This window comes from Campylobacter sp. US53 (assembly GCF_004378995.1).
GTDB classification, from domain to species: domain Bacteria; phylum Campylobacterota; class Campylobacteria; order Campylobacterales; family Campylobacteraceae; genus Campylobacter_D; species Campylobacter_D jejuni.
The window spans coordinates 137,717-162,763 of record NZ_RYYH01000002.1 but is presented as its reverse complement, the minus strand read 5'-3'; the positions used below and the strand labels follow the sequence as shown (position 1 = coordinate 162,763).

Genomic DNA, 25,047 nt, shown 5'->3' with positions numbered 1-25,047 from the left:
CTCCTTATTTTTGTGTGATTTTCAAAAATGCTGCTAAATTTGGATCTTTTTCATTTTTACAAAGATCAAGCATTTTTAACATCTTTTCATAATCTCTTGGCATGACTTTAAAAAAGTCTTTTTTATCGAATTTTTCTAAGATATCTTTAGCCTTTTTAGAATCTGTATAAGCGATATGTTTTTCTATCACAGCTTTTAATTCTTTTTCATCCTTAGCATTAAGATCTTTAATATCCACAAGCTCGGTATTTACATGAGCTTCATTGTGTCTTCCAAAGATATAAACAACGCCCCCACTCATACCAGCAGCGAAATTCGCACCCACATCTCCAAGAACTACAACTTTTCCACCTGTCATATATTCACAACCATGCACGCCTGTTCCTAAAACCACAGCCAAAGCTCCTGAATTTCTTACGCAAAATCTTTCCCCTGCTATACCATCTAAATACACTTCGCCTTTTGTAGCTCCGTATAAACAAGCATTTCCTGCGATGATATTTTCTTCAGGTGAAAAAGTGGCTTCATTTGAAATTTTTGCTATGATTTTGCCACCACTTAAACCCTTGCCTAAATAATCATTGCTATCGCCTATAATCTCAAGTTTAATGCCCTTTAACAAAAATGCTCCAAAACTATTGCCTGCATTGCCTATAGCTTTGATATGGATACTATCTTCATCTAAAGCATCTTTTCCATAAGTTTTTAAAATTTCACTTGAAAGCATAGTTGCAAAAGTACGACTTTGATTTCCTACTTCTAAAGAAAGTTTGATAGGCTCTTTTTTCTCCACAGCATTTTTACAAAGCGGAAGTAAAATTCTATAATCAATCGTTTTTTCAAGCTTGTTATCTTTATAGTCTTTAAAATGCACAGCGGTTCTATTATAAGTAGGCAAGGATTTTAAAATTTTATCCAAATTTAGTTTTCCTGCTTTACCTTGCACACTTTTTTGGCGGAGTTTATCCACGCGACCTATCATATCATCTAGGCGTTCAAAACCAAGCCTTGCCATATATTCTCTAAGCTCCTCAGCTATAAAATACATAAAATTAATCACATCATCTACTTTGCCTTTGAAACGATCTCTAAGTTCTGTATCTTGAGTAGCTATACCAAAAGGACAGGTATTTAGATGACAAACTCTCATCATCGTACAACCTAAAACAATCAAAGGTGCGGTTGCAAAACCAAATTCTTCAGCTCCTAAAAGTGCTGCTATGGCTAAATCACGCCCATTCATAAGCTTTCCATCAGTTTCTAATCTTACCCTATCTCTAAGCTTATTTAAAATCAAAGTTTGATGCGTTTCAGCCAAACCTAACTCCCAAGGAATTCCTGCATGCGGTATAGAAGTTCTAGGACTTGCACCCGTACCTCCATCATAACCTGAAACAAGGATTAAATTCGCTCCTGCCTTAGCCACACCTGCAGCAACCGTTCCTATGCCATTTTCGCTTACAAGTTTTACTGAAATTTTAGCGTCTTTGTTAGCATTTTTTAGGTCATAAATAAGTTGAGCCAAATCTTCTATAGAATAAATATCATGATGAGGAGGTGGGGAAATCAGCGTCACACCTGCAGTAGAATGTCTAGCCTTGGCTATCCAAGGATAGACTTTAAAGCCCATTAATTGTCCGCCTTCACCTGGTTTTGCGCCTTGAGCGACTTTGATTTGAATTTCTTTTGCATGACTTAAGTAGTTTAAATCCACGCCAAAACGCCCACTTGCTACTTGCTTAATGGCTGAGTTTTTATCCACACCCTCTTTGATTTCATAGCGTTCTTCATCCTCGCCACCTTCACCTGAATTTGATTTAGCACCTATTTTATTCATAGCCTGTGCTAAACACTCGTGTGCTTCTTTAGAAATAGAACCATAACTCATCGCTCCTGTTCTAAAGCGTTTAACTATACTTTCTACACTTTCAACCTTATCTATACTGATAGCTTCACTAAAATCAAATTCCATCAAAGAACGCAAATTAACTTGTTTTTCATCTACTAAAGCCGAGTATTTTTTAAAGCTTTTATAGTCTTTGTTGCGACAGGCTTGCTGAAGATTAAAAATCACAAGTGGATCGATTAAATGTTCTTCTTTAGCACTTCTAAAACCATGAATTCCTTTAGAATCTAAAGCCTTATGTGTATCGTTAAAAGCATGTTTGTGTAAAGCAATGAGCTCTTTTTCAAAATCTTCTAAATCCATACCTTCAATGCGTGAAGTTGTAGAAGTGAAGTATTTATCAATCACCTTAGAGCTTAAGCCCAGACATTCAAAAAGTGCAGAGCCATTATAACTTTGCAAGGTAGAAACTCCCATTTTAGAAGCAATTTTGACTATGCCACTTGAACTTGCCTTGATGAAATTTTCTACCGCCTTTTCATAACTTAAATTTAAATCTTTATTGGCAATGAGTTTTTGTATGCTCTCATAAACCAAATAAGGATTAATAACAGTCGCACCATAACCTAAAAGACATGCAAAATGATGAATTTCTCTAGGTTCACCACTTTCGATGATAAGACTTGTGTGTGTTCTTAAATTTTTTCTTACTAGATGATTATGCACTCCAGAAACAGCAAGCAAAGCGGGGATATAAGCGTTTTTTTCATCCACTCCTTTATCGCTTAAAATGATAATAGAAACACCTTTTTTAACCTCATCTTCTATCTTAACGCAAAGCTCATCTAAAGCCTTTTCTAAAATTTTTTTAGAATAATCATAAAGTATAGAAAATTCTTTAACTTGAAATTTATTTAAAGCCTTAACTTCAAAAAGTTCTTCATTGCTTATCACAGGCAGGGCTATTTTTACGCGTTTTGCATTGTTTTCATCGGGTTTTAATAAATTGCCTTCGCTTCCTAGATAAATCCTTGTAGAAGTAACGATCTCTTCTCTTATGGCATCAAGAGGAGGATTAGTTACTTGTGCAAAAAGTTGTTTAAAATAATTATACAAAGGTTGATAAGTTTTAGAAAGTATAGCCAAAGGAGTATCTACACCCATAGCTGCTATAGCTTCTTTGCCATTTTGAGCCATAGCAGCCACACTCATTTTAAGCTCATCATAACTCCAACCAAAAGCTTTTTGAAGTTTTAAAACCTCATTTTCTTTTAAAAACTGATGTTTATAAACTCCGCTTTTTTGTTTTTCAAGTTCAACTAAATTTTTAAGCCATTTTTTATAAGGCTTAGCATTAGCATAATGCTCTTTGATTTCATTATCAGCTATAACCCTACCTCTTGCTGTATCAACGAGTAAAAGTTTTCCAGGTTCTAAGCGTTTTTTGGCTTTGATATTTTTTTCATCAAGTTTTAAAGCCCCTGTTTCACTTGAAAGTATGAGCATATCATCTTTTGTAAGATAATACCTTGAAGGACGAAAACCATTTCTATCCAAACTCGCCCCCATAATGACTCCATCAGTAAAAACTATAGCAGCAGGTCCATCCCAAGGCTCCATCAATAAAGAATGATATTCATAAAAAGCACGCTTTTTGCTTTCCATATTTTCATTTTTATGCCAAGGTTCTGGCACCATCATCATAAAAGCTTCTTCTAAAGTGCGACCATTTAGAGCTAAAAATTCTAAAGTATTATCAAACATTGCAGAATCACTGCTAGGTTTAGCTATGATGGGAAAAATTTCATCTAAATTTTCAAAATACTCACTTTGCATCAAGCCTTCTCTAGCTCTTGTGCTATCAACATTTCCGCGTATGGTATTAATCTCTCCATTATGTACCATATAGCGGTTTGGGTGGGCTCTTTCCCAACTTGGAAAAGTATTAGTCGAAAAGCGAGAATGCACCAAAGCGATGGCTGATTTCATATTGACATCTTTAAAATCAAGATAAAAATCGCTCAATTGAGTTGAAAGAAGCATTCCTTTATAAACTATGGTACGTGAAGAAAAACTTGAAAAATAAAATTTTGGCACATTAATAGCTCTTTTTTCTATAAGTCGACGCGTACTATAAAGCACTCTTTCAAACTCAAGTCCTGCATTTATTTTACTTGGTTTTTTCACAAAGGCTTGTAAAAAATAAGGCATAGCTTTTAAAGCACTTGCACCTATATCGCTAGGATTAAAAGGCACTTCTCTAAAACCTAAAAATTCAAGTTTTTTATCCTTTAAACCTTGTAAAAATATCTCTTTTGCTTCTTCTTTTGCATCAGTATTGGGTGATAAAAACATCTGTGCTACAGCATAATCACCCTTTTTAGGAAGTTCAAAACCCAATTCTTGAGTTTTAAAAAAATCATGTGGAATTTGGATCAAAATCCCCGCCCCATCACCTGAATTTTCTTCAGCTCCTGCACCACCTCGGTGTTCAAGATTCATCAAAATTTCTAAAGCATCACAAATAACCTTATAAGAGGCAATACCGCGTATATTAGCAACTGCAGCGATACCACAGGCATCGTGTTCGTTCTTTGGGTGATATAAACCTATGCTTTGATTATTTTCTAGGATATTTTCTAAATCCATTTTGCTCTCCTTATAAGACTGATTTAAATTTTGTTAGCTTTATAAGGATTATAGCATACATTTTTTTAAAATCGATATAATTTTTATCTTAAAAATAAATAAATTAAAAAATATTTTGATAGATTTGTAAAAATTATAAAAACATGGCGATAATACTACCTAAAATCAATAATGGACCATTATAAAAAATAAAAGTTGGTATGCAAGTATCTTTAATGTGATCGTGTTGTTTATCAGCATTTAATCCTACAGTAGTTCCCATGGTTGTTTCACTGGCTGGACTTCCTGCATCTCCTAAAGCTCCTGCTACTCCTAAGATAAATATAATAAGTGCTGTACTAAAACCAAGTTCCAAACAAATAGGACAAAAAAGCGTAGCTATGATAGGTATAGTTCCAAAAGAAGTACCTATACCCATAGTGATGATAAGTCCTATTAAAAGCATGAAAAATACTGCTAAAAATTTACTTTTCTCCATCCAAGGAACGACTGAATTTACAAGATCTACTACTGATCCACTTTCTTTTAAAACTTCTCCATATCCTGCAGCAACAAGGATAACAAAAGCTATAAAACCCATCATTTTAAGCCCATCATCAAAAACTTCATTGACTTTTGAAAATTCAACTCCACCCAAAATAACCATTAAAACAAAACCCAAAAGCCCTGATAAAGGCAAATTCATAGTCAAAATTTGCAAAATTAAAGTTAAAACAAGCCCAGCTAAAACGCCCCATTCCTTACGCGTCATTTCAAGATTTTCTAAATCCACTTTAGCAATTTCTACTTCTTGATACTCTCTTGGCTTACAATAAAACACAAAAAGCGCTAGAAAAAGTCCTGCTATCATACAAATAGCAGCAAAATACATAGTATTTGTAACATCATTTAAAGATACACTTACATTATTTGCATTTAAATTATCTTTTAAAAGATCTTGAAAAGTAAGCCCAAAACCTACTGGCAAAACCATATAAGGCGTAGTAAGGCCAAAAGTTAAAGCACAAGCAACCGCTCTACGATCAATTTTAAGTTTATTAAAAAGACTTAAAAGAGGTGGAATCAACAAAGGTATAAAAGCTACATGAATAGGAATTAAATTTTGAGAAAAACAAGAAATCAAAGCTATAGACAAAAGCAATAAATATTTTTTATGAGATATAAAATGACTTACTATCTTGATCAAATATGCAGTTAAATTTGTCTTTGAAATCGCTGCGGCAATGGCCCCTAAGAGTATATAGCTAAGAGCTGTTTTTAAATTTTCTTTCATTCCGCTTATAAGTATATTCATAGTATCTACGAGTTCAAGATGAGAAAATACACCTGCAACAAGAGCTGAGATCAAAAGACTCAAAAGCACATTAAAACGAAACAAACAAAGTAAAGTCATCAAAACAACACTGATAATGATAGGATTAGTAAGTAAAGTCAAAATCATTCCTTAAATAATTTTAAAAATTTAATTGTAGAAAAAACTTAGTTAAAATGTAATAAAACTCGAACATATAATGATTTTATTTTAATATGCAAAATTATAAAAATAATTAATTTTTTTAATCAAAAAGATTAATATAATCAATTATTTAAATTCCTAAAATTTATAATAAAATAAAAAAATCATAAAAATATAAGGATATTTCAATGAAACAAAACAATCAAAAAGAAGATCGCAGAGATTTCTTAAAAAATATAGGATTTGGTTTGCTTGGTATTAGCGTATTGTCAAATTTTTCTTTTGAGAATTTTTTAGGAAGTAAGGCTTTGGCAAAAGAATTGCCTGATTTTAAAATAGAAGGTAAAAAAGATCTTATCTACCATGGCGAAAAACCATTAACAGCAGAAACTGAAATTTATGCTCTTGATTCTGATTTTACCAAACCTGAAAATTTCTTTGTTAGAAATAATGGCTTACCACCAAGCCTAGAAACGATAAAAGAAAGACTTCACAAAGGTTGGACTTTAGAAATTGATGGAGAAAGCATTATCAATAAAAAATCTTACACCATAGAAGATTTAAAAAAGAAATTTAAAACCTATACTTATGCCTTAACAGTTGAATGCGGTGGAAATGGTAGATCCGAAGTTATACCTAGCACAAAAGGAACTCAATGGGGTTATGGTGCAGTAGCTTGCGGTAGATGGACAGGAGTGCGTTTAAAAGATATTTTAAAAGATTGTGGCATCAAAAATAATGCAGTTTATATCGGATATTATGGCATAGATACAAAATTAAATGGTGAAGAAACTTCACCTATTAGTAGAGGAGTTCCTATTTCTAAAGCTTTACAAGATGAAACTCTAATAGCTTGGGCTTATGAAGGCAAAGATATTCCTTTAGTCAATGGCTATCCACTTAGACTTGTTTGTGGTGGTTACCCTGCAAGTACAAGCGGTAAATGGCTTTATAAAATTTCAGTAAGAAATAAAATTCATGATGGTGAAAAAATGGAAGGTTCTTATAAAGTTCCTGTAAATCCGGTAAAACCAGGAGATTTTAACTATAAAGGCGAGATGAAAATCATAGAATCAATGCCTATAAGATCTGTAATTACTAATATCAAAAATGGTTCTGAAATAAAAGCAAATAAAAAATTTGAAGTTAGAGGTAAAGCTTGGGCTGGAGAACTTGAAGTTAGTGAAGTTTATGTAAGCAATGATTATGGCGTAACATGGACTAAAGCAAAGGTAGAAAAACCATTAAATAGATTAGCATGGCAAAAATGGAGTGCTCAAATATCAATACCAACAAAAGGATATTATGAAATTTGGGCAAGAGCTATCGATAGTCAAGGTAACAGTCAACCTATGGTTTTAGCACAGTGGAATCCAGGAGGATATATCAATAATGCATGCCATAGAGTTAATGTTTATGGAGTTTAAGTATGAAAAAAATTATATTGATCTTAGCATTGTTTTTAAGTGCAAGTTGGGCTCAAAATCTTGAAATTAACCCTGATACAGGATTGATTATCGATCCTGATTCACCTTTAGTGGAAGCAAATTGTTTAGCTTGTCATGGATCTAATCTCATTACCAATATGCATGCAAGTAGAAAAGCTTGGTTAGCAGCTATAAGATGGATGCAAGATAGTGAAGGACTTTGGGAAATAGAACCTGAAGATGAAGAAAAAATTTTAAATTATCTTGAAAAATATTATGGAGAAAAATACGATACAAGAAGAAGAATTCCTCTAGCTATACTCTTACAAAACAAAACTCATTGAAGAAATCATTTCTTCAATGATAAATTTACACATCCAAATGCTTTACATCTTTAGCGTGTGCTTGGATATAATCGCGTCTTGGTTCAACCTCATCACCCATAAAGAGATTAAAGGTATCATTTGCACTTTGTGCATCTTCAATAGTGATTTTTAAAAGTCTTCTTACGCTTGGATCCATTGTGGTTTCCCAAAGTTGCTCAGGATTCATTTCCCCTAAACCTTTATAGCGTTGTATAGTAGCACCTTTTTTAGCATTGGTTTCAACATCTTCAAGAACTTCTAAAATATCTTTATCAAATTCCAAGCCTCTATCTTTAATCTTATCAAAAATATAATTTGCTTCTTCATATAATGGATGAGTGAAAAGTTCTTCATTGATCACAAGTTCTTCTAAGCCATTTTGAGTTTGAACGAAAGCTCGAATTTCATTTTCGTTGATATAATGATTTAAGATATTGTGTCCTTGTGTTTCTAAAAATTGTTTGATTACACTAAATAATTCTTCATTATTTCCTTTAACTAAATTTGAATTTTCTATCATATAGCGTATTACAGAAATTACATTAAAACGCTTTTCAAGATCTTTTAAAATCGCACGATAAGCTGCAACGATTTTTAAATAATCTTTTAAATCATTCATTCCTATACCTTCATAGTTTAAACCTTCTATTCCTGTTTCTATCAGGTATTCGCTCAAAGCTTTTTCATCTTTTAAATAAATTTGCTTTTTAGCTTTTTTATAAAGATATAAAGGTGGTTGTGCTAGATAAATATGTCCATTTGCTACAAGTTCATTCATAAAACGGAAGAAGAAAGTTAAAAGTAAGGTTTGTATATGAGATCCATCAACATCCGCATCTGTCATGATGATGATTTTATGATATCTAAGTTTTGAAAGATCAAAATCTTCACCTATACCACAGCCAAAAGCGGTAATCATATTTTGAATTTGCTCAGATTTTAAAATTTTATCTAATCTTGCTTTTTCAACATTTAAAATTTTACCACGCAAAGGCAGTATAGCTTGGAAAGATCTTTCCCTACCTTGTTTTGCAGAACCTCCTGCAGAATCCCCTTCCACAAGATAAATTTCACTTTCACTTGGATCTTTACTTTGACAATCAGCTAATTTCCCTGGTAAAGTTCCTACGCTTAAACTTTCTTTTTTACGCGTTAATTCTCTAGCTTTTTTCGCTGCTTCTCTTCCTCTAGCTGCCATTAAGGCTTTGTTCATTATAGCTTTAGCTTCGATAGGATTTTCTTCAAAGTATTTAGTCAAATACTCAAAACTTGCTTTTGAAACTATAGGACGCACATAAGTTGAACCAAGTTTTCCTTTGGTTTGTCCTTCAAATTGTGGTTCAGGCACCTTTACACTTACAACAGCGATCAAACCTTCACGCACATCTTCACCCGTGATTTTATTGTCCTTTTCTCTAGCACTTGCATTTGCTTCTATATAGTTACTTATCACACGAGTTAAGCCCATTCTAAAACCAGCTTCGTGTGTTCCACCATCTGGGGTTTTGATATTATTTACAAAAGAGAGTAAATTTTCACTATAAGTATCATTGTAAAGCAAAGCTACTTCAACATTCACATCTTCTTCATCTACGCTAAAAAAAATTGCTTTAGTTAAAGCTTCTTTTTTATTTAAGTCTGTAACAAACTGAGAAATTCCACCTTCAAAGTGAAAACTTTCATGTTTGCCTACGCGGTTATCTTTAAAATTTATAGTGATTTTTGGATTTAAGTATGCAAGTTCACGAAATCTTTTAGCCAAAATTTCATAATCAAATTCAGTTACTTCAAAAATTTGATCATCAGGCCAAAATTCTATAGTTGTTCCTGTTTTTTTACTTTTTCCTATCACACCAAATTCACTGATAACTTTACCTTCTGAAAATTCTTGACGATAAATTTCTCCATTTCTTTCAACTGTAGCTACAAGTTTTTTAGAGAGTGCATTTACAACCGAAACCCCAACACCGTGCAAACCACCTGAAACTTTGTAAGTATCTTTATCGAATTTTCCCCCTGCATGAAGGACAGTTAAAACAACAGTTAAAGTTGGCATATTTTCAGTTGGGTGCATATCAACAGGAATACCACGACCATTATCACTAACTATACAGCTTCCTTCAGTAGTGATTTCTACATCTATAGTATCACAATGTCCTGCCATAGCTTCATCGATAGAATTATCCACAACTTCATAAATCATATGATGAAGTCCGCCTATGTTTGTATCTCCTATATACATACCTGGGCGTTTTCTAACAGCTTCTAGGCCTTTTAGGACTTTAATATTACTCGCACCGTAATTTTCTTGCATATTTTTCCTTTATCTTTTACTTGTTTTATTACAAAATCATAGGCATGATAATCATTGATAGTCCTTGGGATTTGACTATAAATGCTGAATTAGGTTCATTTACACTTAAAGTGAATTTTTCTTCTTCTATAGAAGTTAAAAAATCAAGTAAATATTTGATTTTTATAGTAAGATTAAATTCTTCACTTACTCCTGTTTGAATTTCAAGTTCTGTTTTTGCTTCCATATTGTCTAAACTTATACCTTCAAAGATGATTTTATCTTTGTTAAAATGAAGTTTCATTTTTTCAGTTACAACGCTGATTTTTTTAAGACTATCTATAAAATCTTCAGTTGAAAAACTGAGTTCTTGTTTGAAAGTTTTTGGTATAACTTTTTCATAATCTGGAAATTTATCATTGATAAGTTTTGTAAAGAATTCAAAATTTTCATTTTTAGCGATAAGCATATTTTGATCATAAAAAATTTCTATTTTTTCATAGAAAAGTTTTTGCATTTCCATAATAGCTTTTTTAGGGATACTAAAACTAAATTCTTGATTATTTGCTTTTTCTAAAGTATAGATTGCAAGGCGTTTTGTATCAGTTCCTACGAAGTTAATTTTATCTGTTTTTATATCTAAAAATGCACCATTTAAGGAGTATTTTGGGTTGTTTGTATCAATACTTGGTAATATCTTTTTAAGAGAACGACTTAAGTCACTTGAATCAATATCAAATTGGTTTTTTCCTTCTGTATTTGGAAAATTTGGAAAATCTTCATGATTAAACATAGGAAGTTTGTATTTTGTGCTTTTTTGTCTTATAAATAAAAAATTATCAATGGTTTCTAAAACAACTTCTTCATTGTTTAAGCTTTTAATAACATCTGCAATACTTTTTGCGTTTGCAGTAGCAAAACCACTTGATTCTACGCGGATTTTTTTTATCTTATAGTTGATACCTATTTCATAATCACTAGCTCTAATAAGAAGTTTATCTTCATCAGCATGAAAAAAAAGATGAGAAGTAATGGTGCTTGAATCTTTTTTTTCTACATAAGCATTACATAAAATCACTGCAGATTCTAAAGTATTTTTATTGATACTTAACTTCATTTTTTCTCCTTGGTTTATTTTAATTTTAAATTCGTTGTAATAATAAGCTTGTTGAAATTGTGAAATTCTTCAAAGCAAAATAATCAAATTTGTATTTTATCATACTTTGCTTAATTTCTTTTTTTCACACTCTAGAATTTATTTTTCACATCCTTTCACTTAACTTTGACTTTTAACAAGAATTTTGTTTTTAAGTTCTTCGATTTTTGCTTTTAAAGAAGCATCATTTTCTATCATTTCTGTGATTTTTTTAACATTATGTGAAATAGCTGTATGATCTTTCATTTCAAAATAATTCGCAAGTTGTGGCATAGTCAAAGCTGTAAGTATCCTAGCTAGGTAAATCACAATGCGTCTTGCTGTGACTATATTTTGAGTTTTTTTATTGGATTTCACATCGCTTGGTTTGATGTTAAATTCCTTACATACCAAAGATAAAATGTCATCTATAGTGATATTTTCTTTCTTTTCTTTGATATGATCTTTCATCACACTTTTGGCAAGTTCGAGTGTGATTTCTTGTCCTAGTATGGTTGCATAAGCATTTAAACTTATGATGATACCTTCGATTTCTCTTATATTATCCCCTAAAGAAGTGGCGATATAGTTTATGATATCATTAGAAAGATTGATATCGTTAAATTCACATTTTTTTCTTATGATGGCTATTTTTGTATCTAGTTGAGGTGGAGTTATATCAGCTATGATCCCATGTGCAAAACGACTTTTTAAGCGTTCGGTTATACCTTTTAGCATGTTGGGTGGATTGTCTGAAGTCATGATGATTTGTCCATCGTTATTTTTGATTTCATTAAATATAAAGAAAAATTCTTCTTGAATTTTATCGGTTTTTCCTAAAAACTGCACATCATCTATAAGCAAAACATCGCAGTTTCTATACTTTTCATGAAATTTATCTAAAGAGCCACTTTTTAAATTTGAAGTAAAATCATTGATAAAATTTTCACTGGTAGCGTAAATAACTTTTTTTCCCATTTCTAAGCTTGCATTTCCAACTGCTTGAAGTAAATGTGTTTTTCCAAGTCCTGTAGGCCCATAAACAAAGATAGGATTATAAAGTTTTCCAAGCTTGTCTTTATGTGTTATAGCTTTACATGCTCCATAAGCGTATTTGTTAGAATCCCCCACAACAAAACTTTCAAAAGTAAAAGAAGGATTTAAAATCGTGCTTTGTGCCTTTATATGAGCTATGTCGATTTTTGTGCTTTTGTTACTTTGTTTAGCACTTTGTGCTTGTATGTTTATGATAGCTTTATTTCCGCTTTGCACTTCATAAAAATGCGCAATTTTTTTGCCGTATTTTGTTTGTATGAATTTAGCCATGAGTTCATTTGGAGCGTTAAAAACCAAAAGATCTGCTTTGCTTTGCTTTTCGTTGAATTTTAAATTTGATAGGTAGTTTTCGTATTCATTTTCGCTTAATTCTTTTTTTAAATTTTCAAGTATTTGGCTTGGATTCATAATCTCTCTTTAAATTTTGCATAATGTATAAATTTTATCTTAAATTTCATAAAAAAAGGTTAAAATCCGCTTTTGTATTTTATTTTTCAAAAGGTATGAATTTGAAAATTTTAGGTATAGATCCAGGTTCGAGAAATTGCGGTTATGCTATCATAGAAGCCAACAAAGGAAAAAACATTCTCATAGAAGCAGGACTTATAAAGATAAAGCCGAGTACCTTACAGTATCAAATCACAGAGCTTTGTGAGGGTTTGGATTTAATTTTTAAAAACCATTCTTTTGATGAGGTAGCCATAGAAGATATCTTTTTTGCTTACAATCCAAAGACCGTTTTAAAACTCGCACAATTTCGTGGAGCTCTATCTTTAAAAATTCTTCAAATTCATGGAGATTTTGCAGAATACACTCCCTTACAAGTGAAAAAAGCCGTTACAGGAAAAGCTAAAGCAACCAAAGAACAAGTTGCTTTTATGGTAAAAAGACTTTTAGGACTTAGTAAAGATATCAAGCCTTTAGATATCACAGATGCTATCGCAGTGGCTTTAACCCATGCAGCAAATTTAAGAGTTAGGGTATGATTTTGGTAATTTTCATTACATAAAAGTCCAAAGCTTCATAAACTCCTAAAATACCTTTAAATTTTTTCTATATTTTTTATAAAATTTCCTAAAAAATTTTAAAAGTTGGAACAGAACTTGCTTGTAAAATTTCACATAAACGCAAAAGTTTTTTAAAGCCAAAGCGTTAAATTTTTAAAGCAATATTTTATAAAGGATTTAAGATGATGAGATCACTTTGGTCTGGCGTAAGCGGACTACAAGCACATCAAGTTGCGATGGATGTTGAAGGTAATAACATTTCAAATGTTAATACGACTGGTTTTAAATACTCTCGTGCAGATTTTGGAACCATGTTTAGCCAAACTGTGAAAATCGCTACAGCACCAACTGACGGAAGAGGTGGATCAAACCCACTTCAAATCGGTCTTGGTGTTTCAGTAAGTTCTACTACAAGAATTCACTCTCAAGGTTCAGTTCAAACTACAGATAAAAACACTGACGTTGCTATCAATGGTGATGGTTTCTTTATGGTAAGTGATGATGGGGGTCTTACAAACTATCTTACAAGAAGCGGAGACTTTAAGCTTGATGCTTATGGAAATTTTGTTAATAATGCAGGCTTTGTGGTTCAAGGATGGAATATAGACTGGGGTACTCAAAGTATAGATAGTTCAAGAAGCCCACAAAATATTTTCATCGATCCAGGTATGCATATCCCTGCAGCACAATCAACCGAAGTTGCAATAAAAGCAAATTTAAATAGTGGGCTTAGTATAGGCACAGCTAGTACCCCTTTATATGCACTTGATTCTGTTCATGGATATAATGTAAAAACAAGTGAAACTAAAGATGAAAATGATACAGGAACAACTCAGTTTTATACTACTTCTAAAAATTCAGTTGAAGTAACTGAAAAAGGTGTGGATGCGGCTTCTTTATTTAATTCTAATGGCCAAGGCTTAAATTTAAGAGATGGACAAGGAATTTGGGTTTCATATACAGATGCACAATATTCTACCAATAAATTAGGTGTAAGTGCTTTTGATTCAAATTTACACCAAAACCAAACTGCAGCCTTTTGGGGAAATGGCAATCAAAAAACAAAATTAAGCATAGTTCTAAATGGTGTTAAAATAGAAAATGAAAATATAACAAGTATAGATGAAGCTATAACTTATATTAACACTTTCACAGCTTCTAATGACACAAGAACAGGAACAGGAGTAAAAGCAGTTAAAAATAAAGATGGAAGTGGAATTGATTTTGTCAATACAAATTCTGATGGTACCACAGATAGTATGAAAAATATCAATCTTGTAGTAAATTCTGATAATACTGCAGGTGAAGTTTGGACAGCAACTTGGAAAGATGGAGAAAATGGAGCTGAAGGTTCATTTAGTTATGCAAAGGTAGATCAAAATAATGCTTCTTTATGGACAGCTACTGGAGGTAATGGTGGGCAAGCTAATAATTTAACAGGTGGTAGAAATGCTCAAGTTATCACTGCACATAAATACATTTATAGTTCTTCAGCTCAAACTCTTCCTCCTATGTATAATCCTGATGGAGGTTATGCTTATGTTCAAGGAACAGGAGATAATGGTACTACTTGGGCAGGAACGGATACTGCTAGTGTAGGTTCGCAAAATTATTATAATGCAGTAATGAATGGATCTTTATTAAATACCAATGTAAGGACTTTTCACACTACTGAGGATTTAAGAGAACTTTTACAAAGAGATGCAAGATATGGGGTGGATTATGATGGAAGTGGAACATTTGCTGCAGCAGATGTAAATGAAAATGTTAAAGTGGTGGTAAATTCATCAGGAGCTTTTTCTATCACTAATGTTAATGAAACTTCAAAAAGCCCTGTTTTATCAAATAAACAAGAAGCATTAACTTTTAATGCTCACAATATGAATTTTAACATTACTTCTTATACAGATGAGAAAGGCACTGTAAGTACCAATGATGCTTTTACAAAGATCTTTAAAGGTCTTGATGGATCTTTTCCTGCAGGAAATCAAGTTAAACAAAGCGAACTTTTAAAACTTAGCGCTTTTTCAGCTGGACTTGAAATTTATGATTCTTTGGGATCAAAACACACTTTAGAAGTGCAATTTGTCAAACAAAGCACTACTCAAGATGGGGGTAATGAATGGCAAATGATTATCCGTGTACCTGAACCTGCAGAGATTAACACTACAGGAGAAGGTCCGAACAATATTATCGTAGGTAGTGCAAGATTTAACAACGATGGATCTTTATCAAATTATACTCCAAGAACTATAAATTTCTCACCAAATAATGGTGCTGCACCAAACCAACAAATCAAACTTTCTTTTGGAACAAGTGGAAGCAATGATGGTCTTGTAAGTTCAAATTCAGCTTCAACTTTAACTTCTCAAGCAACTGATGGTTATACTTCAGGAAACTTAAAACCTGATGCAATCCGCGTTGATGATAAAGGTAATATCTTAGGTGAATTTACCAATGGTAAAACTTTTGCAGTAGCAAAAATAGCTATGGCTTCAGTGGCTAATAACTCAGGTCTTGAAGAAATAGGTGGAAATCTTTTCAAAGTCACTGCAAATAGTGGTTCTATAGTAGTAGGTGAAGCAGGAACAGGTGGTCGTGGTGAGATGAAAACCTCAGCTCTTGAAATGTCAAATGTGGATTTAAGCCGTTCTTTAACTGAACTTATCATCATTCAAAGGGGTTATCAAGCAAACTCTAAAACCATTTCAACGAGTGATCAAATGCTTCAAACCTTGATCCAGCTTAAACAATAATTTAAGCTTTAATATTCTATAAAATATTGTTTTTTGCTCCCTTAAAGGGAGCAAGCCTTGCTTTACAAGCCTATCTTGGTAGTCTTGTAATACTAGGCTTAGGCTTGAACTGCCTTCAATTTATTGCTAACTCACTCTTGCTAGGAGTGAGTTGCAATAAAATTGCATTTTCTTATCTGTATCATAATCGTTTTAAAAACTTATTTTGTTATAATTTTTGCTTGAATTTAAATTTTTAAGGAAAATCTATGCGTTATGGTGAAAAAGAAATCAAAGAATTTGATGTAGAAAATATGGAAATTTGGCCAAATGATGCGAAAAATGACTATATCATTAAAATCACTTTACCTGAATTTATGTGTACTTGTCCGCGTTCAGGTTATCCTGACTTTGCGACGATTTATCTTGAGTATATGCCTGATAAATTTGTGGTTGAGCTTAAGGCGATAAAACTTTATATCAATACTTTTATGTATAGAAATGTTTCACATGAAGCAAGCATCAATGAAATTTATAATACTTTAAAAGATAAATTAAAACCAAAATGGATTAAAGTTGTGGGGGATTTTAACCCGCGTGGAAATGTACATACGGTAATAGAATGTCGTAGTGATATAGTTGTTCCAAAATAATATTTGAGTAAAATATTCACATATTTTTATGTAAAGATTAAATATTTTATAAAAAGATCTTATTTAACCTTTGAAGAATATATAATATAAAAAGATCTAAATTTTTTAGATCGAATTTTATTATAAGGAGTTAGGTTATGAATAAAAAATTATTAAGCATTGTCGCAAGTGCTACTTTGTTTTCAAATTTAGCTTTAGCAGATGAGAATTCTGGTTTTTTTATAGGTGCTGATGCAGCTTTTTTACATACTAAAGTAAAAAGCGATCTTAAGCATAATGGGAATAAAAGTTCAGTGATCAATGGAGATATGATAGAAAATATTCCGGTTTTAGATTTGAAAATAGGATATCGTTTAAATCAACTTCATAGAATTTATTTTCTTTATGCTAATTCTGATGGCTTTGATGATTTTATTACAACTCCTCAGTTTAATATAGAAGCTGATTTTTCTATAAATAAATTTTTATTAGGTTATGATTTTACTCCAGAACTTTTTGAAAAAACAAGAGGAGTTTTAGGTGTGTATTCTGGTTATGCAAGAACAGATATTGATTTAAAAACTTCGCGTTTATCTTTATCTAAAAAATTTGATGGTTTTGTTTATGGAGTTAAAGCAGGCGCTATATATGAGCTAACTGAACACAATGAAATAGAACTAGGTGTTAAAGCTGAACAAATAAGATATAATTCTAGAAATTTTTATGAAAATAGCATTGGATCAAATTTTTATGATCCTAAACAAACAAACTATAGTATTTATTTAGGATATGCTTATAAATTTTAAAAAAATGCAACTTAAAGTTGCATTTTATCAACCTCCACCAATAAAGTATTTTTCAACATCATCAAGTAATTTTTCACAAATTTGAGAATCTGTGCTTTTTTCTACTATAAGATTTATATAAGTTTTAGTATCTCTAAAGCTTCCTGCTGATTTTGAATTTTCGCGAGTGAGTTTTTGAGTATCTCTAGTGTATTCTATATTGATGTTAAATTTTAGTGCAGCACTTGCTTCACCTAAATTCGTTTTTACTACTACATTCATTTTAGAAGCTTTAGCGAGTGTAGCTTGGGTTTTATTTATGATTTCTTTAAAGCGTTGGCAAGATCGTATGAGCGTAGCAATAAATTTGTTATCAAGTCCCTCATAAGCTACTTTGAGTTTGTTTTTGATATCTTTTGTACTTTCCTTTTCAGGGGCGACAAAAACCATGTAAAAACCGTTTTTTATAGCTACATTGTCTGTTTTTACATCGCGTCCACTTGACATAACTTTAACATAAATGGCATTATCAAGATAAACACGATCTACCATAGGGCCATAAATTTCGTATTCTTTTTTTCGGACTATGACTTCACGGGCTAGCATATTTAATTTTACATTGGCTTCGTGAATAACAGGTTCCATTTCTTTTTTAATCTCTAAGAGTTCTTTTAACATCAACATCCTTTTTGTTACTTAAAATTACAATTATATCAATAATTTTCTTAATTTAAGAATTTTACAAATACATTTACTAAAAATATGATACATTAAGGATTGATTTTAAACAAAGGAGGAAAAGATGAAACAAATTTTTGAAATTTCAAATTCAGTCCAACAAAAAAGTAAAGATACTTTTAATCTACTACTGCAACTCTCACTCTAAAACTCAATTTTATTTTTAATCATTTTTTATATTTTTAAGTTTTTATCATTGTTTGTCAAGTTTTTGAATTTTTTAAATTCATTTAGTCTGTTTGGTTTTAAAGGATTAAATCATGAAAGATAATAAAATCATAATCTTTGATACCACTTTGCGTGATGGAGAACAAGCTTTAGGTAGTTCTTTGGGTATCAATCAAAAATTACAAATTGCTTTAGCGCTTGAAAATTTAGGCGTAGATGTGATAGAAGCAGGTTTTCCGGTATCTTCACAAGGGGATTTTAAAGCGGTGCAAAATATCGCTTCTAAGGTTAAAAATTCAACCATTTGTGCACTTTCTAGGGCATTGGATAAAGATATAGATATGGCTTATGAAGCTTTAAAAGTGGCAAAGCATTTTAGAATTCATACTTTTATAGCCACTTCGACTTTACATATACAAGATAAATTAAAAAAAGATTTTGATGAAATTTTGTCTATGGCAAAAAGAGCGATTATAAGAGCAAGATCTTATACTGATGATGTAGAATTTTCATGTGAAGATGCAGGAAGAACTCCTATAGACAATCTTTGTTTTATGGTAGAAAATGCGATAAAAGCAGGCGCTAAAACCATAAATATCCCAGATACTGTGGGCTATACCTTGCCAAGTGAATTTGCTAATATCATCAAAATTTTATTTAACAAAGTGTCAAATATAGACAAAGCTATCATTTCTGTGCATTGTCACAATGACTTAGGTATGGCAACGGGCAATAGTTTAAGTGCTATTTTACAAGGTGCAAGACAGATAGAGTGCACTATAAATGGACTTGGCGAAAGGGCGGGCAATTGCGCTTTAGAAGAAGTGGTTATGGCGATAAGAACTAGGAAAGATTATTTAAAAGGTTTTTATACTGATATTAAATGTGAAAATATCTCTAAAACTTCAAAATTAGTTTCAGCTATCACTAATGAAAGCATACCTTCGCATAAAGCTATAGTTGGTAGCAATGCGTTTTCTCATAGTTCAGGCATTCATCAAGATGGAGTGCTTAAAAATAGGCAAACTTACGAGATCATAAGCCCTAGTGCCATAGGAATTCATGAAAATCGTATGCTAATGACAGCAAGAAGCGGAAGGGCTATGATAAAAACTTGCCTTGAAAATTTAGGCTATGATGAAAATACTTATAATTTAGATGATGTTTATGAGCGTTTTTTACGCCTTGCGGATAAAAAGGGTCAAGTGTATGATTATGATTTGGAAGCTTTGATGTTTTTAAGCTATGAAAATGAAGAAGAAAATGAATTTATACTTGAAAAATTAAGCGTGATTAGTGGCAATATCCCAACCGCTTGTGTTTGTATGCGTATCAAAGAAGAGCTAAAAACTGAAGCTTGCACAGGAAATGGTCCTGTTGAAGCAGTTTTTAACTGCATTGCTAGGATAACGAATTTAAAGCCTGTGTTAAAAGCTTATAGTATCAATGCAAAAAGTTCAGGGGTAGATGCTCAAGGACAAGTGGATGTGGATTTGGAATTTAAAGGGAGAAAATTCCATGGAAAAGGACTTTCAACAGATGTTATAGAAGCTTCAGCACAAGCTTTTGTGAGTGCTTACAATGCGATTTATCGCTCTTTAAAAGTAGAAGAAAGGAAAATGGCATGAAAACTTATAAAGTAGCTGTTTTAGCAGGAGATGGCATAGGGCCTTTGGTAATGAAAGAGGCTTTAAAAATTTTAACTTTTATCGCGCAAAAATACAATTTTAGTTTTGAATTTAATGAAGCTAAAATAGGTGGTGCAAGTATAGATGCTTATGGAGTGGCTTTAAGTGATGAAACTTTAAAGCTTTGTGAGAAAAGTGATGCGATTTTATTTGGTTCTGTGGGTGGGCCTAAGTGGGATAATTTACCCATAGATCAAAGACCTGAAAGAGCCTCGCTTTTGCCTTTAAGAAAGCATTTTAATTTGTTTGCAAATTTGCGTCCTTGTAAAATTTATGAAAGTTTAACTCATGCTTCACCTTTAAAAAATGAGATTATCCAAAAAGGAGTGGATATTTTATGTGTTAGAGAGCTTACAGGTGGGATTTATTTTGGTAAGCAAGATTTAGGTAAAGAAAGTGCGTATGATACTGAAATTTACACTAAAAAAGAGATAGAAAGGATAGCTCATATCGCTTTTGAAAGTGCAAGAATAAGAAAGAAAAAAGTCCATTTAATCGACAAGGCGAATGTTTTAGCAAGTTCTATTTTGTGGCGAGAAGTGGTGGCAAATGTTGCAAAAGATTATCAAGATATAAACTTAGAGTACATGTATGTGGATAATGCTGCGATGCAGATTGTAAAAAATCCTAGCATTTTTGATGTTATGCTTTGTTCAAATCTTTTTGGTGATATTTTGAGTGATGAGTTAGCTGCTATTAATGGATCTTTGGGTTTGTTAAGTTCAGCAAGTTTAAATGATAAAGGTTTTGGACTTTATGAGCCAGCAGGTGGAAGTGCGCCTGATATAGCTCATTTAAATATAGCCAATCCCATAGCTCAAATTTTAAGTGCGGCTTTGATGTTAAAGTATAGTTTCAAAGAAGAACAAGCCGCACAGGATATAGAAAATGCTATATCTTTGGCATTGGCACAAGGAAAAATGACTAAGGATTTAAATGCTAAGTCGTATTTAAATACCCATGAAATGGGGGATTGTATTTTAGAAATTTTAAAGGAGAATGACAATGGCTAAAACTTTATATGAGAAAGTCTTTGATGCTCATGTGGTTTATGAAGGCAAAAACGAACTTCCTATACTTTATATTGATAGACATTTAATCCATGAAGTAACAAGCCCTCAAGCATTTTCAGGGCTTAAAATGGCTAAGCGTAGAATGGCAAGAGCGGATTTAACTTTGGCTACTATAGATCATGATGTTTCAACTAAAAGTATGGATTTAAATGCTTGTTCTGATATGGCAAAAGAGCAAATTACAACTTTGATGCAAAATACTAAGGAATTTGGAGTAAGGCTTTTAGGACTTGGAGATAAAAATCAAGGCATAGTTCATATAGTAGGTCCTGAGCTTGGCTTTACTTTACCTGGGGTTACTTTAGTTTGTGGGGATTCTCATACGGCAACACATGGGGCTTTTGGAGCTTTAGCCTTTGGTATAGGCACGAGTGAAGTAGAGCATGTCATGGCAACGCAAACTTTAAAACAAGCCAAACTTAAAACTATGAAAATCGAATGTAAAGGGCAGTTTCAAAAAGGCGTTTATGCTAAGGATTTGATTTTGTATTTGATCGCACAATACGGCACGGCAAAAGGCACAGGCTATGCTATAGAATTTTGCGGAGAACTTATAAGAAATTTAAGTATGGAAGCTAGAATGACTCTTTGTAATATGGCTATAGAATTTGGAGCTAAAGTAGGTATGATAGCTCCTGATGAGATCACTTTTGAGTATATTAAGGGAAAGGAATTTGCACCTAAAGGAGAAGAATTTCAAAAGTATTGTGAGTATTGGAAGAGTTTAAGAAGTGATGAAGGAGCAAAATATGATGAGAGTATTACTCTAGATGTAAGCAAGATACAACCACAAATTAGCTATGGAACAAATCCTTCGCAAGTGATTGGTATAGATGAAAAAATTCCAAAAATAAGTGATTTTAAAAATCAAAGTGAGCAAAAATCTTTGCTTGATGCTTTATCTTATGTAAATTTAGAGCAAGATCAAGTTATAGAAGGGGTAAAAATCGACATTGTATTTATAGGATCTTGCACAAATGGGCGTTTAGAAGATCTTAAAATAGCCGCTGATATCTTAAAAGGGCATAAAATTCATAAAAATGTTAAAGCTTTAATCGTGCCTGGTTCAATGCAAGTAAGAAAAGAAGCTGAAAATTTAGGGCTTGATAAGATTTTTATTGAGGCAGGGTGTGAGTGGAGATATGCAGGGTGTTCTATGTGTCTTGGTATGAATGATGATAAAGCAAATTCAGGTCAAAGAGTTGCTTCAACTTCAAATCGTAACTTTGTAGGCAGACAAGGTAAAGGTTCTATCACTCATTTGATGAGTCCTGCAAGTGCGGCAGCTTGTGCCATAGAAGGTGTTATTTGTGATAATAGAAAGTATTTAGGAGTTTAATATGCAAAAATTTATTATACATAAAGGCATAGCTTGTCCTTTAGAATATGCTAACATAGACACAGATCAAATTATACCTAAGCAATTTTTACTTGCAGTGTCTAAGCAAGGTTTTGGTAAGCATTTGTTCCATGATTTGCGCTATTTGGATGATAAAGAAAGTGTTTTAAATATGGATTTTAATCTTAACAAAGAAGAATATCAAAATAGTTCTATTTTGGTAAGTTTTGAAAATTTTGGTAGTGGATCTTCAAGAGAGCATGCGCCTTGGGCTTTGGTTGATTATGGTATTAGAGCTATTATCGCACCTTCTTTTGCGGATATTTTTAAAAACAATGCCTTAGGAAATGGTTTGCTTACCATAGAACTTGTTAAAGATGAGGTTTTAGAAATAGTTGAGGAGTTAAAAAAATCCCGAGATAAAAATATAGAAATTTATTTATTGGAAAAAAGAGTAATTTTTAAAGATAAGACTTTTTCTTTTGATTTAGATGATTTTCACAGAACTTGTCTTTTGGAAGGACTTGATAATATAGCTTTGACTTTAAAACATGAAGCACAAATCAAAGCCTATGAAAAAAACTCAAAAAGCTTTTTGGTTTAGAATTTTTTCATAAGCTAAAAAAGGATCTTGGTAATTAGGTATGTCAAAGTTTCCACAAAAATTAAAATCAAGCTTTTTAAAAAGCGAATTCATAGGAAAATTTTTACCATGAGTATCTGCTCTTAAACTTGCCTTGTGATTTTCCAAGGCAAAATTTTCGCAAAAATTTAAAAGTTTTTGTGCTACGCCTTTGCCTTTTGCATTTTGTTTGACGGCTAAACGGTGTAGATAAAAGGCTTTATCATCATAATTTTTGTTAAAAATAACTTGTTTGTAAAATTCAGGTTCAAATTTTTCATTGATGCAGATAAAGCCTAAAATTTCATCATTTTCTTTAAACACATAAAGTTCTTGTGCTTGTATATCTTCTTGAAAAACTATTTCATTGGGATAATTCTCATCCCATTGGTGAAAATTCATAGCTTTCATAGCATTTAAAGCATCTTTTGTGATTTCAAGTATAGAATTTAAATCTTTATGGACGGCTTTTTGTATGATAGTGTTTTGCATGATAATCCTTTGTATAAGGAAGGGTGATGGTGGCTCCGATTGGACTTGAACCAACGGCCACTACCATGTCAAGGTAGTGCTCTACCAGCTGAGCTACGGAACCATATGGTGGAGCATAGCGGGTTCGAACCGCTGACCCCAACGCTGCCAGCGTTGTGCTCTCCCAGCTGAGCTAATGCCCCTTTATAAGTCTGAGATTTTATCGCAATATTACTTGTTTTTGGCTGAAAACTAAAATCAAATTTTTAATTTATGATGTAATATATGTATAAAAAGATTTATTTTTTATGAAAAATTAGAGAATTAATGAGAGTAATTTTACTATTTGATTAATTCTAAAATATCTCTTTTTTTGTTAAGTTCAAGTTGTCTAGAATAATAAAAATATTTGGTCAAAACCAAAATTCCTATATGGAATTCTTTTTTCTTATCTAAAAATTTCTTAATATATTGATGAGCATTATTAATAATTTCCAATGCATCTTTTGGGCGACTTTAAAATATTCAATTACTGCTGACAAATTCTCATTATCAATCAAAGCAAAGTGATAATTTGGTTTTAAAGTTCCTTCCATAAACCAAGTTTCGCAAGTTATTTTTGGAGCTAAAACTAAAGAATTAGAATTCATAGCCCATTTTAAGTTGCTTGCTACATCGTTACCCTCTAAAGAAATTATAAATTTATATTTCATTTGTTCTTTTTTGTTTAAAAAGTTTTTTTCCATTGGCTAGGTTGTTTTGAAGTATCTCCTATATCGCAAAAAGTTCTACTAAAATAAGAATCAAAAAATTCTTTTCTATGTTTTTGATATACTGCTCCTCTAAATATTGCTATATCCTTTTTATTTTCATAGTTTATGTTATCTTTTAAAAAGCAAAAGTGCCTATTTTTATCAAGTTTTAATAAAATATTATTTATATTATTTTCCAAAGATCTCGATTTGCAAATAGTTGCTTCTTTAAAAGTATGTCTTACATCGCCAAATTCTTTATTCCATAAAAATTCATCTTTAAAGTATTTACTGATTTCATAAGCATCAAAAGCATAAGAGGTGCTTTTAAAAGGAAATTTTCCTATTTTTTCCTTTGCTGTAGGTGTAAAAAATTCATTTATTTGATTATAATATTTAACTCGAGCTTGTATTTCTTCTAAGTCTTTAATATTGTATTTTAAAATATCATTAAAAATTTTATCTAAATTTATTTGAAAAAAATTTCTTGGTATAAAAGATATTCCTATTCCTTTTAAATTCATCAAAAGTCTTGATTGTAGCATTATAAAAAACCTGATAAATAAAATTTTTAAAATTTTATCAAAAATTTAAGAATTTATAAACAATAAAATAACTTTTGACAAAACAATAATATTTTAAATATTAAAAATAAGAATGGCAGACAGGAAGGGATTCGAACCCTCGAAAGCTTGCACTTTACACGCGTTCCAGGCGTGCTCCTTCAACCGCTCGGACACCTGTCTATGAAATAAAGAATTCATTATATCTATAAAAGCTTTAAAAATAAAGAAATTTTTTAAATATTGA

At 31.8% G+C, this 25,047-nt stretch carries 19 protein-coding genes and 3 tRNA genes; 10 read left to right on the top strand and 12 right to left on the bottom strand.

The annotated features are described in order from the left end of the window. Positions 1-4 precede the first annotated feature (4 nt). Positions 5-4,495 carry a glutamate synthase large subunit gene (gene gltB / locus ELQ05_RS03015; RefSeq protein ID WP_070316615.1) on the bottom strand — a complete coding sequence of 1,497 codons (4,491 nt, stop codon included), beginning with the start codon at positions 4,493-4,495 and terminating at the stop codon, positions 5-7. A 133-nt stretch (positions 4,496-4,628) separates the two neighbouring features. After that, positions 4,629-5,936: a Na+/H+ antiporter family protein gene (locus tag ELQ05_RS03010; RefSeq protein ID WP_134239927.1), complete on the bottom strand. Its 1,308-nt coding sequence runs from the start codon at positions 5,934-5,936 to the stop codon at positions 4,629-4,631. A 203-nt stretch (positions 5,937-6,139) separates the two neighbouring features. On the opposite strand from ELQ05_RS03010, the gene ELQ05_RS03005 reads away from it, so the two are divergent. Both ELQ05_RS03005 and ELQ05_RS03000 read left to right on the top strand, forming a co-directional pair. After that, positions 6,140-7,378, top strand: a complete 1,239-nt coding sequence (locus tag ELQ05_RS03005) for a sulfite oxidase (RefSeq protein ID WP_070316613.1) — start codon at positions 6,140-6,142, stop codon at positions 7,376-7,378. A gap of 2 nt (positions 7,379-7,380) precedes the next feature. After that, positions 7,381-7,722 (top strand): monoheme cytochrome C, encoded by a 342-nt coding sequence (locus ELQ05_RS03000; RefSeq protein WP_002853099.1) that lies wholly within the window; start codon positions 7,381-7,383, stop codon positions 7,720-7,722. 25 nt (positions 7,723-7,747) lie between these two features. On the opposite strand, the gene gyrB is transcribed toward ELQ05_RS03000, so the two are convergent. The 3 genes from gyrB to dnaA all read right to left on the bottom strand — a co-directional run bounded on the left by gyrB (position 7,748) and on the right by dnaA (position 12,635). Then, positions 7,748-10,057 carry a DNA topoisomerase (ATP-hydrolyzing) subunit B gene (gene gyrB, locus ELQ05_RS02995; protein ID WP_057031568.1) on the bottom strand — a complete coding sequence of 770 codons (2,310 nt, stop codon included), beginning with the start codon at positions 10,055-10,057 and terminating at the stop codon, positions 7,748-7,750. Between the two features lie 28 nt (positions 10,058-10,085). Next, positions 10,086-11,153 carry a DNA polymerase III subunit beta gene (gene dnaN / locus ELQ05_RS02990; RefSeq protein WP_002855594.1) on the bottom strand — a complete coding sequence of 356 codons (1,068 nt, stop codon included), beginning with the start codon at positions 11,151-11,153 and terminating at the stop codon, positions 10,086-10,088. A 159-nt stretch (positions 11,154-11,312) separates the two neighbouring features. Continuing rightward, complete coding sequence (gene dnaA / locus ELQ05_RS02985) at positions 11,313-12,635, bottom strand: chromosomal replication initiator protein DnaA (RefSeq protein WP_070295531.1); 1,323 nt, start codon at positions 12,633-12,635, stop codon at positions 11,313-11,315. Positions 12,636-12,730: 95 nt separating this feature from the next. Between dnaA and ruvC the strand changes: the two genes are divergently transcribed. The 4 genes from ruvC (at position 12,731) to ELQ05_RS02960 (ending at position 17,407) form a co-directional block, all read left to right on the top strand. Next, positions 12,731-13,213, top strand: a complete 483-nt coding sequence (ruvC, locus tag ELQ05_RS02980; RefSeq protein WP_011050020.1) for a crossover junction endodeoxyribonuclease RuvC — start codon at positions 12,731-12,733, stop codon at positions 13,211-13,213. A 203-nt stretch (positions 13,214-13,416) separates the two neighbouring features. Continuing rightward, the gene (flgE, locus tag ELQ05_RS02975; protein WP_134239926.1) at positions 13,417-15,990 is read left to right on the top strand and encodes a flagellar hook protein FlgE; all 2,574 of its coding nucleotides are present in this window, start codon (positions 13,417-13,419) and stop codon (positions 15,988-15,990) included. Positions 15,991-16,238: 248 nt separating this feature from the next. Next, on the top strand, positions 16,239-16,622 hold the full coding sequence (gene queF / locus ELQ05_RS02965; protein ID WP_070209957.1) for a preQ(1) synthase: 384 nt from the start codon (positions 16,239-16,241) through the stop codon (positions 16,620-16,622). A gap of 137 nt (positions 16,623-16,759) precedes the next feature. Further along, on the top strand, positions 16,760-17,407 hold the full coding sequence (locus ELQ05_RS02960) for an outer membrane beta-barrel protein (protein WP_070316610.1): 648 nt from the start codon (positions 16,760-16,762) through the stop codon (positions 17,405-17,407). Positions 17,408-17,434: 27 nt separating this feature from the next. Here the strand turns inward: ELQ05_RS02960 and ELQ05_RS02955 are convergent, their stop codons facing one another. Continuing rightward, on the bottom strand, positions 17,435-18,064 hold the full coding sequence (locus ELQ05_RS02955) for a hypothetical protein (protein WP_052785408.1): 630 nt from the start codon (positions 18,062-18,064) through the stop codon (positions 17,435-17,437). 320 nt (positions 18,065-18,384) lie between these two features. Between ELQ05_RS02955 and leuA the strand changes: the two genes are divergently transcribed. From leuA to leuD, 4 genes are read left to right on the top strand one after another with little or no spacing between them, the layout of a single operon-like run. Continuing rightward, positions 18,385-19,920 carry a 2-isopropylmalate synthase gene (leuA, locus tag ELQ05_RS02950; protein ID WP_134239925.1) on the top strand — a complete coding sequence of 512 codons (1,536 nt, stop codon included), beginning with the start codon at positions 18,385-18,387 and terminating at the stop codon, positions 19,918-19,920. After that, positions 19,917-20,993: a 3-isopropylmalate dehydrogenase gene (gene leuB / locus ELQ05_RS02945; RefSeq protein ID WP_088303439.1), complete on the top strand. Its 1,077-nt coding sequence runs from the start codon at positions 19,917-19,919 to the stop codon at positions 20,991-20,993. The genes leuA and leuB overlap by 4 nt, the downstream gene beginning before the upstream one ends. Beyond that, positions 20,980-22,392 (top strand): 3-isopropylmalate dehydratase large subunit, encoded by a 1,413-nt coding sequence (leuC, locus tag ELQ05_RS02940; RefSeq protein WP_134239924.1) that lies wholly within the window; start codon positions 20,980-20,982, stop codon positions 22,390-22,392. The genes leuB and leuC overlap by 14 nt, the downstream gene beginning before the upstream one ends. 1 nt (position 22,393) lies before the next feature. Continuing rightward, on the top strand, positions 22,394-22,996 hold the full coding sequence (gene leuD, locus ELQ05_RS02935; protein ID WP_096702759.1) for a 3-isopropylmalate dehydratase small subunit: 603 nt from the start codon (positions 22,394-22,396) through the stop codon (positions 22,994-22,996). Here leuD and ELQ05_RS02930 read toward each other — a convergent pair. From ELQ05_RS02930 to ELQ05_RS02910, 6 genes are all read right to left on the bottom strand, one after another. Beyond that, positions 22,976-23,506: a GNAT family N-acetyltransferase gene (locus ELQ05_RS02930; protein ID WP_134239923.1), complete on the bottom strand. Its 531-nt coding sequence runs from the start codon at positions 23,504-23,506 to the stop codon at positions 22,976-22,978. The genes leuD and ELQ05_RS02930 overlap by 21 nt on opposite strands. A 27-nt stretch (positions 23,507-23,533) precedes the next feature. After that, positions 23,534-23,609, bottom strand: a tRNA-Val gene (locus ELQ05_RS02925). Between the two features lie 3 nt (positions 23,610-23,612). Continuing rightward, positions 23,613-23,688: transfer RNA gene (locus ELQ05_RS02920), tRNA-Ala, on the bottom strand. 249 nt (positions 23,689-23,937) lie between these two features. Then, positions 23,938-24,198 carry a hypothetical protein gene (locus ELQ05_RS08380; protein WP_243832730.1) on the bottom strand — a complete coding sequence of 87 codons (261 nt, stop codon included), beginning with the start codon at positions 24,196-24,198 and terminating at the stop codon, positions 23,938-23,940. Positions 24,199-24,212: 14 nt separating this feature from the next. Next, positions 24,213-24,782 (bottom strand): hypothetical protein, encoded by a 570-nt coding sequence (locus tag ELQ05_RS08375; protein WP_243832729.1) that lies wholly within the window; start codon positions 24,780-24,782, stop codon positions 24,213-24,215. Positions 24,783-24,895: 113 nt separating this feature from the next. Beyond that, positions 24,896-24,983: transfer RNA gene (locus ELQ05_RS02910), tRNA-Ser, on the bottom strand. Between the last annotated feature and the right edge of the window lie 64 nt (positions 24,984-25,047).

What these genes read in the sequence shown, in the direction of transcription:
- gltB (WP_070316615.1), bottom strand. Translation starts at nt 4,495, where the DNA reads ATGGATTTAGAAAATATCCTAGAAAATAATCAAAGCATAGGTTTATAT.
- ELQ05_RS03010 (WP_134239927.1), bottom strand. Translation starts at nt 5,936, where the DNA reads ATGATTTTGACTTTACTTACTAATCCTATCATTATCAGTGTTGTTTTG.
- ELQ05_RS03005 (WP_070316613.1), top strand. Translation starts at nt 6,140, where the DNA reads ATGAAACAAAACAATCAAAAAGAAGATCGCAGAGATTTCTTAAAAAAT.
- ELQ05_RS03000 (WP_002853099.1), top strand. Translation starts at nt 7,381, where the DNA reads ATGAAAAAAATTATATTGATCTTAGCATTGTTTTTAAGTGCAAGTTGG.
- gyrB (WP_057031568.1), bottom strand. Translation starts at nt 10,057, where the DNA reads ATGCAAGAAAATTACGGTGCGAGTAATATTAAAGTCCTAAAAGGCCTA.
- dnaN (WP_002855594.1), bottom strand. Translation starts at nt 11,153, where the DNA reads ATGAAGTTAAGTATCAATAAAAATACTTTAGAATCTGCAGTGATTTTA.
- dnaA (WP_070295531.1), bottom strand. Translation starts at nt 12,635, where the DNA reads ATGAATCCAAGCCAAATACTTGAAAATTTAAAAAAAGAATTAAGCGAA.
- ruvC (WP_011050020.1), top strand. Translation starts at nt 12,731, where the DNA reads ATGAATTTGAAAATTTTAGGTATAGATCCAGGTTCGAGAAATTGCGGT.
- flgE (WP_134239926.1), top strand. Translation starts at nt 13,417, where the DNA reads ATGATGAGATCACTTTGGTCTGGCGTAAGCGGACTACAAGCACATCAA.
- queF (WP_070209957.1), top strand. Translation starts at nt 16,239, where the DNA reads ATGCGTTATGGTGAAAAAGAAATCAAAGAATTTGATGTAGAAAATATG.
- ELQ05_RS02960 (WP_070316610.1), top strand. Translation starts at nt 16,760, where the DNA reads ATGAATAAAAAATTATTAAGCATTGTCGCAAGTGCTACTTTGTTTTCA.
- ELQ05_RS02955 (WP_052785408.1), bottom strand. Translation starts at nt 18,064, where the DNA reads ATGTTAAAAGAACTCTTAGAGATTAAAAAAGAAATGGAACCTGTTATT.
- leuA (WP_134239925.1), top strand. Translation starts at nt 18,385, where the DNA reads ATGAAAGATAATAAAATCATAATCTTTGATACCACTTTGCGTGATGGA.
- leuB (WP_088303439.1), top strand. Translation starts at nt 19,917, where the DNA reads ATGAAAACTTATAAAGTAGCTGTTTTAGCAGGAGATGGCATAGGGCCT.
- leuC (WP_134239924.1), top strand. Translation starts at nt 20,980, where the DNA reads ATGACAATGGCTAAAACTTTATATGAGAAAGTCTTTGATGCTCATGTG.
- leuD (WP_096702759.1), top strand. Translation starts at nt 22,394, where the DNA reads ATGCAAAAATTTATTATACATAAAGGCATAGCTTGTCCTTTAGAATAT.
- ELQ05_RS02930 (WP_134239923.1), bottom strand. Translation starts at nt 23,506, where the DNA reads ATGCAAAACACTATCATACAAAAAGCCGTCCATAAAGATTTAAATTCT.
- ELQ05_RS08380 (WP_243832730.1), bottom strand. Translation starts at nt 24,198, where the DNA reads ATGAAATATAAATTTATAATTTCTTTAGAGGGTAACGATGTAGCAAGC.
- ELQ05_RS08375 (WP_243832729.1), bottom strand. Translation starts at nt 24,782, where the DNA reads ATGCTACAATCAAGACTTTTGATGAATTTAAAAGGAATAGGAATATCT.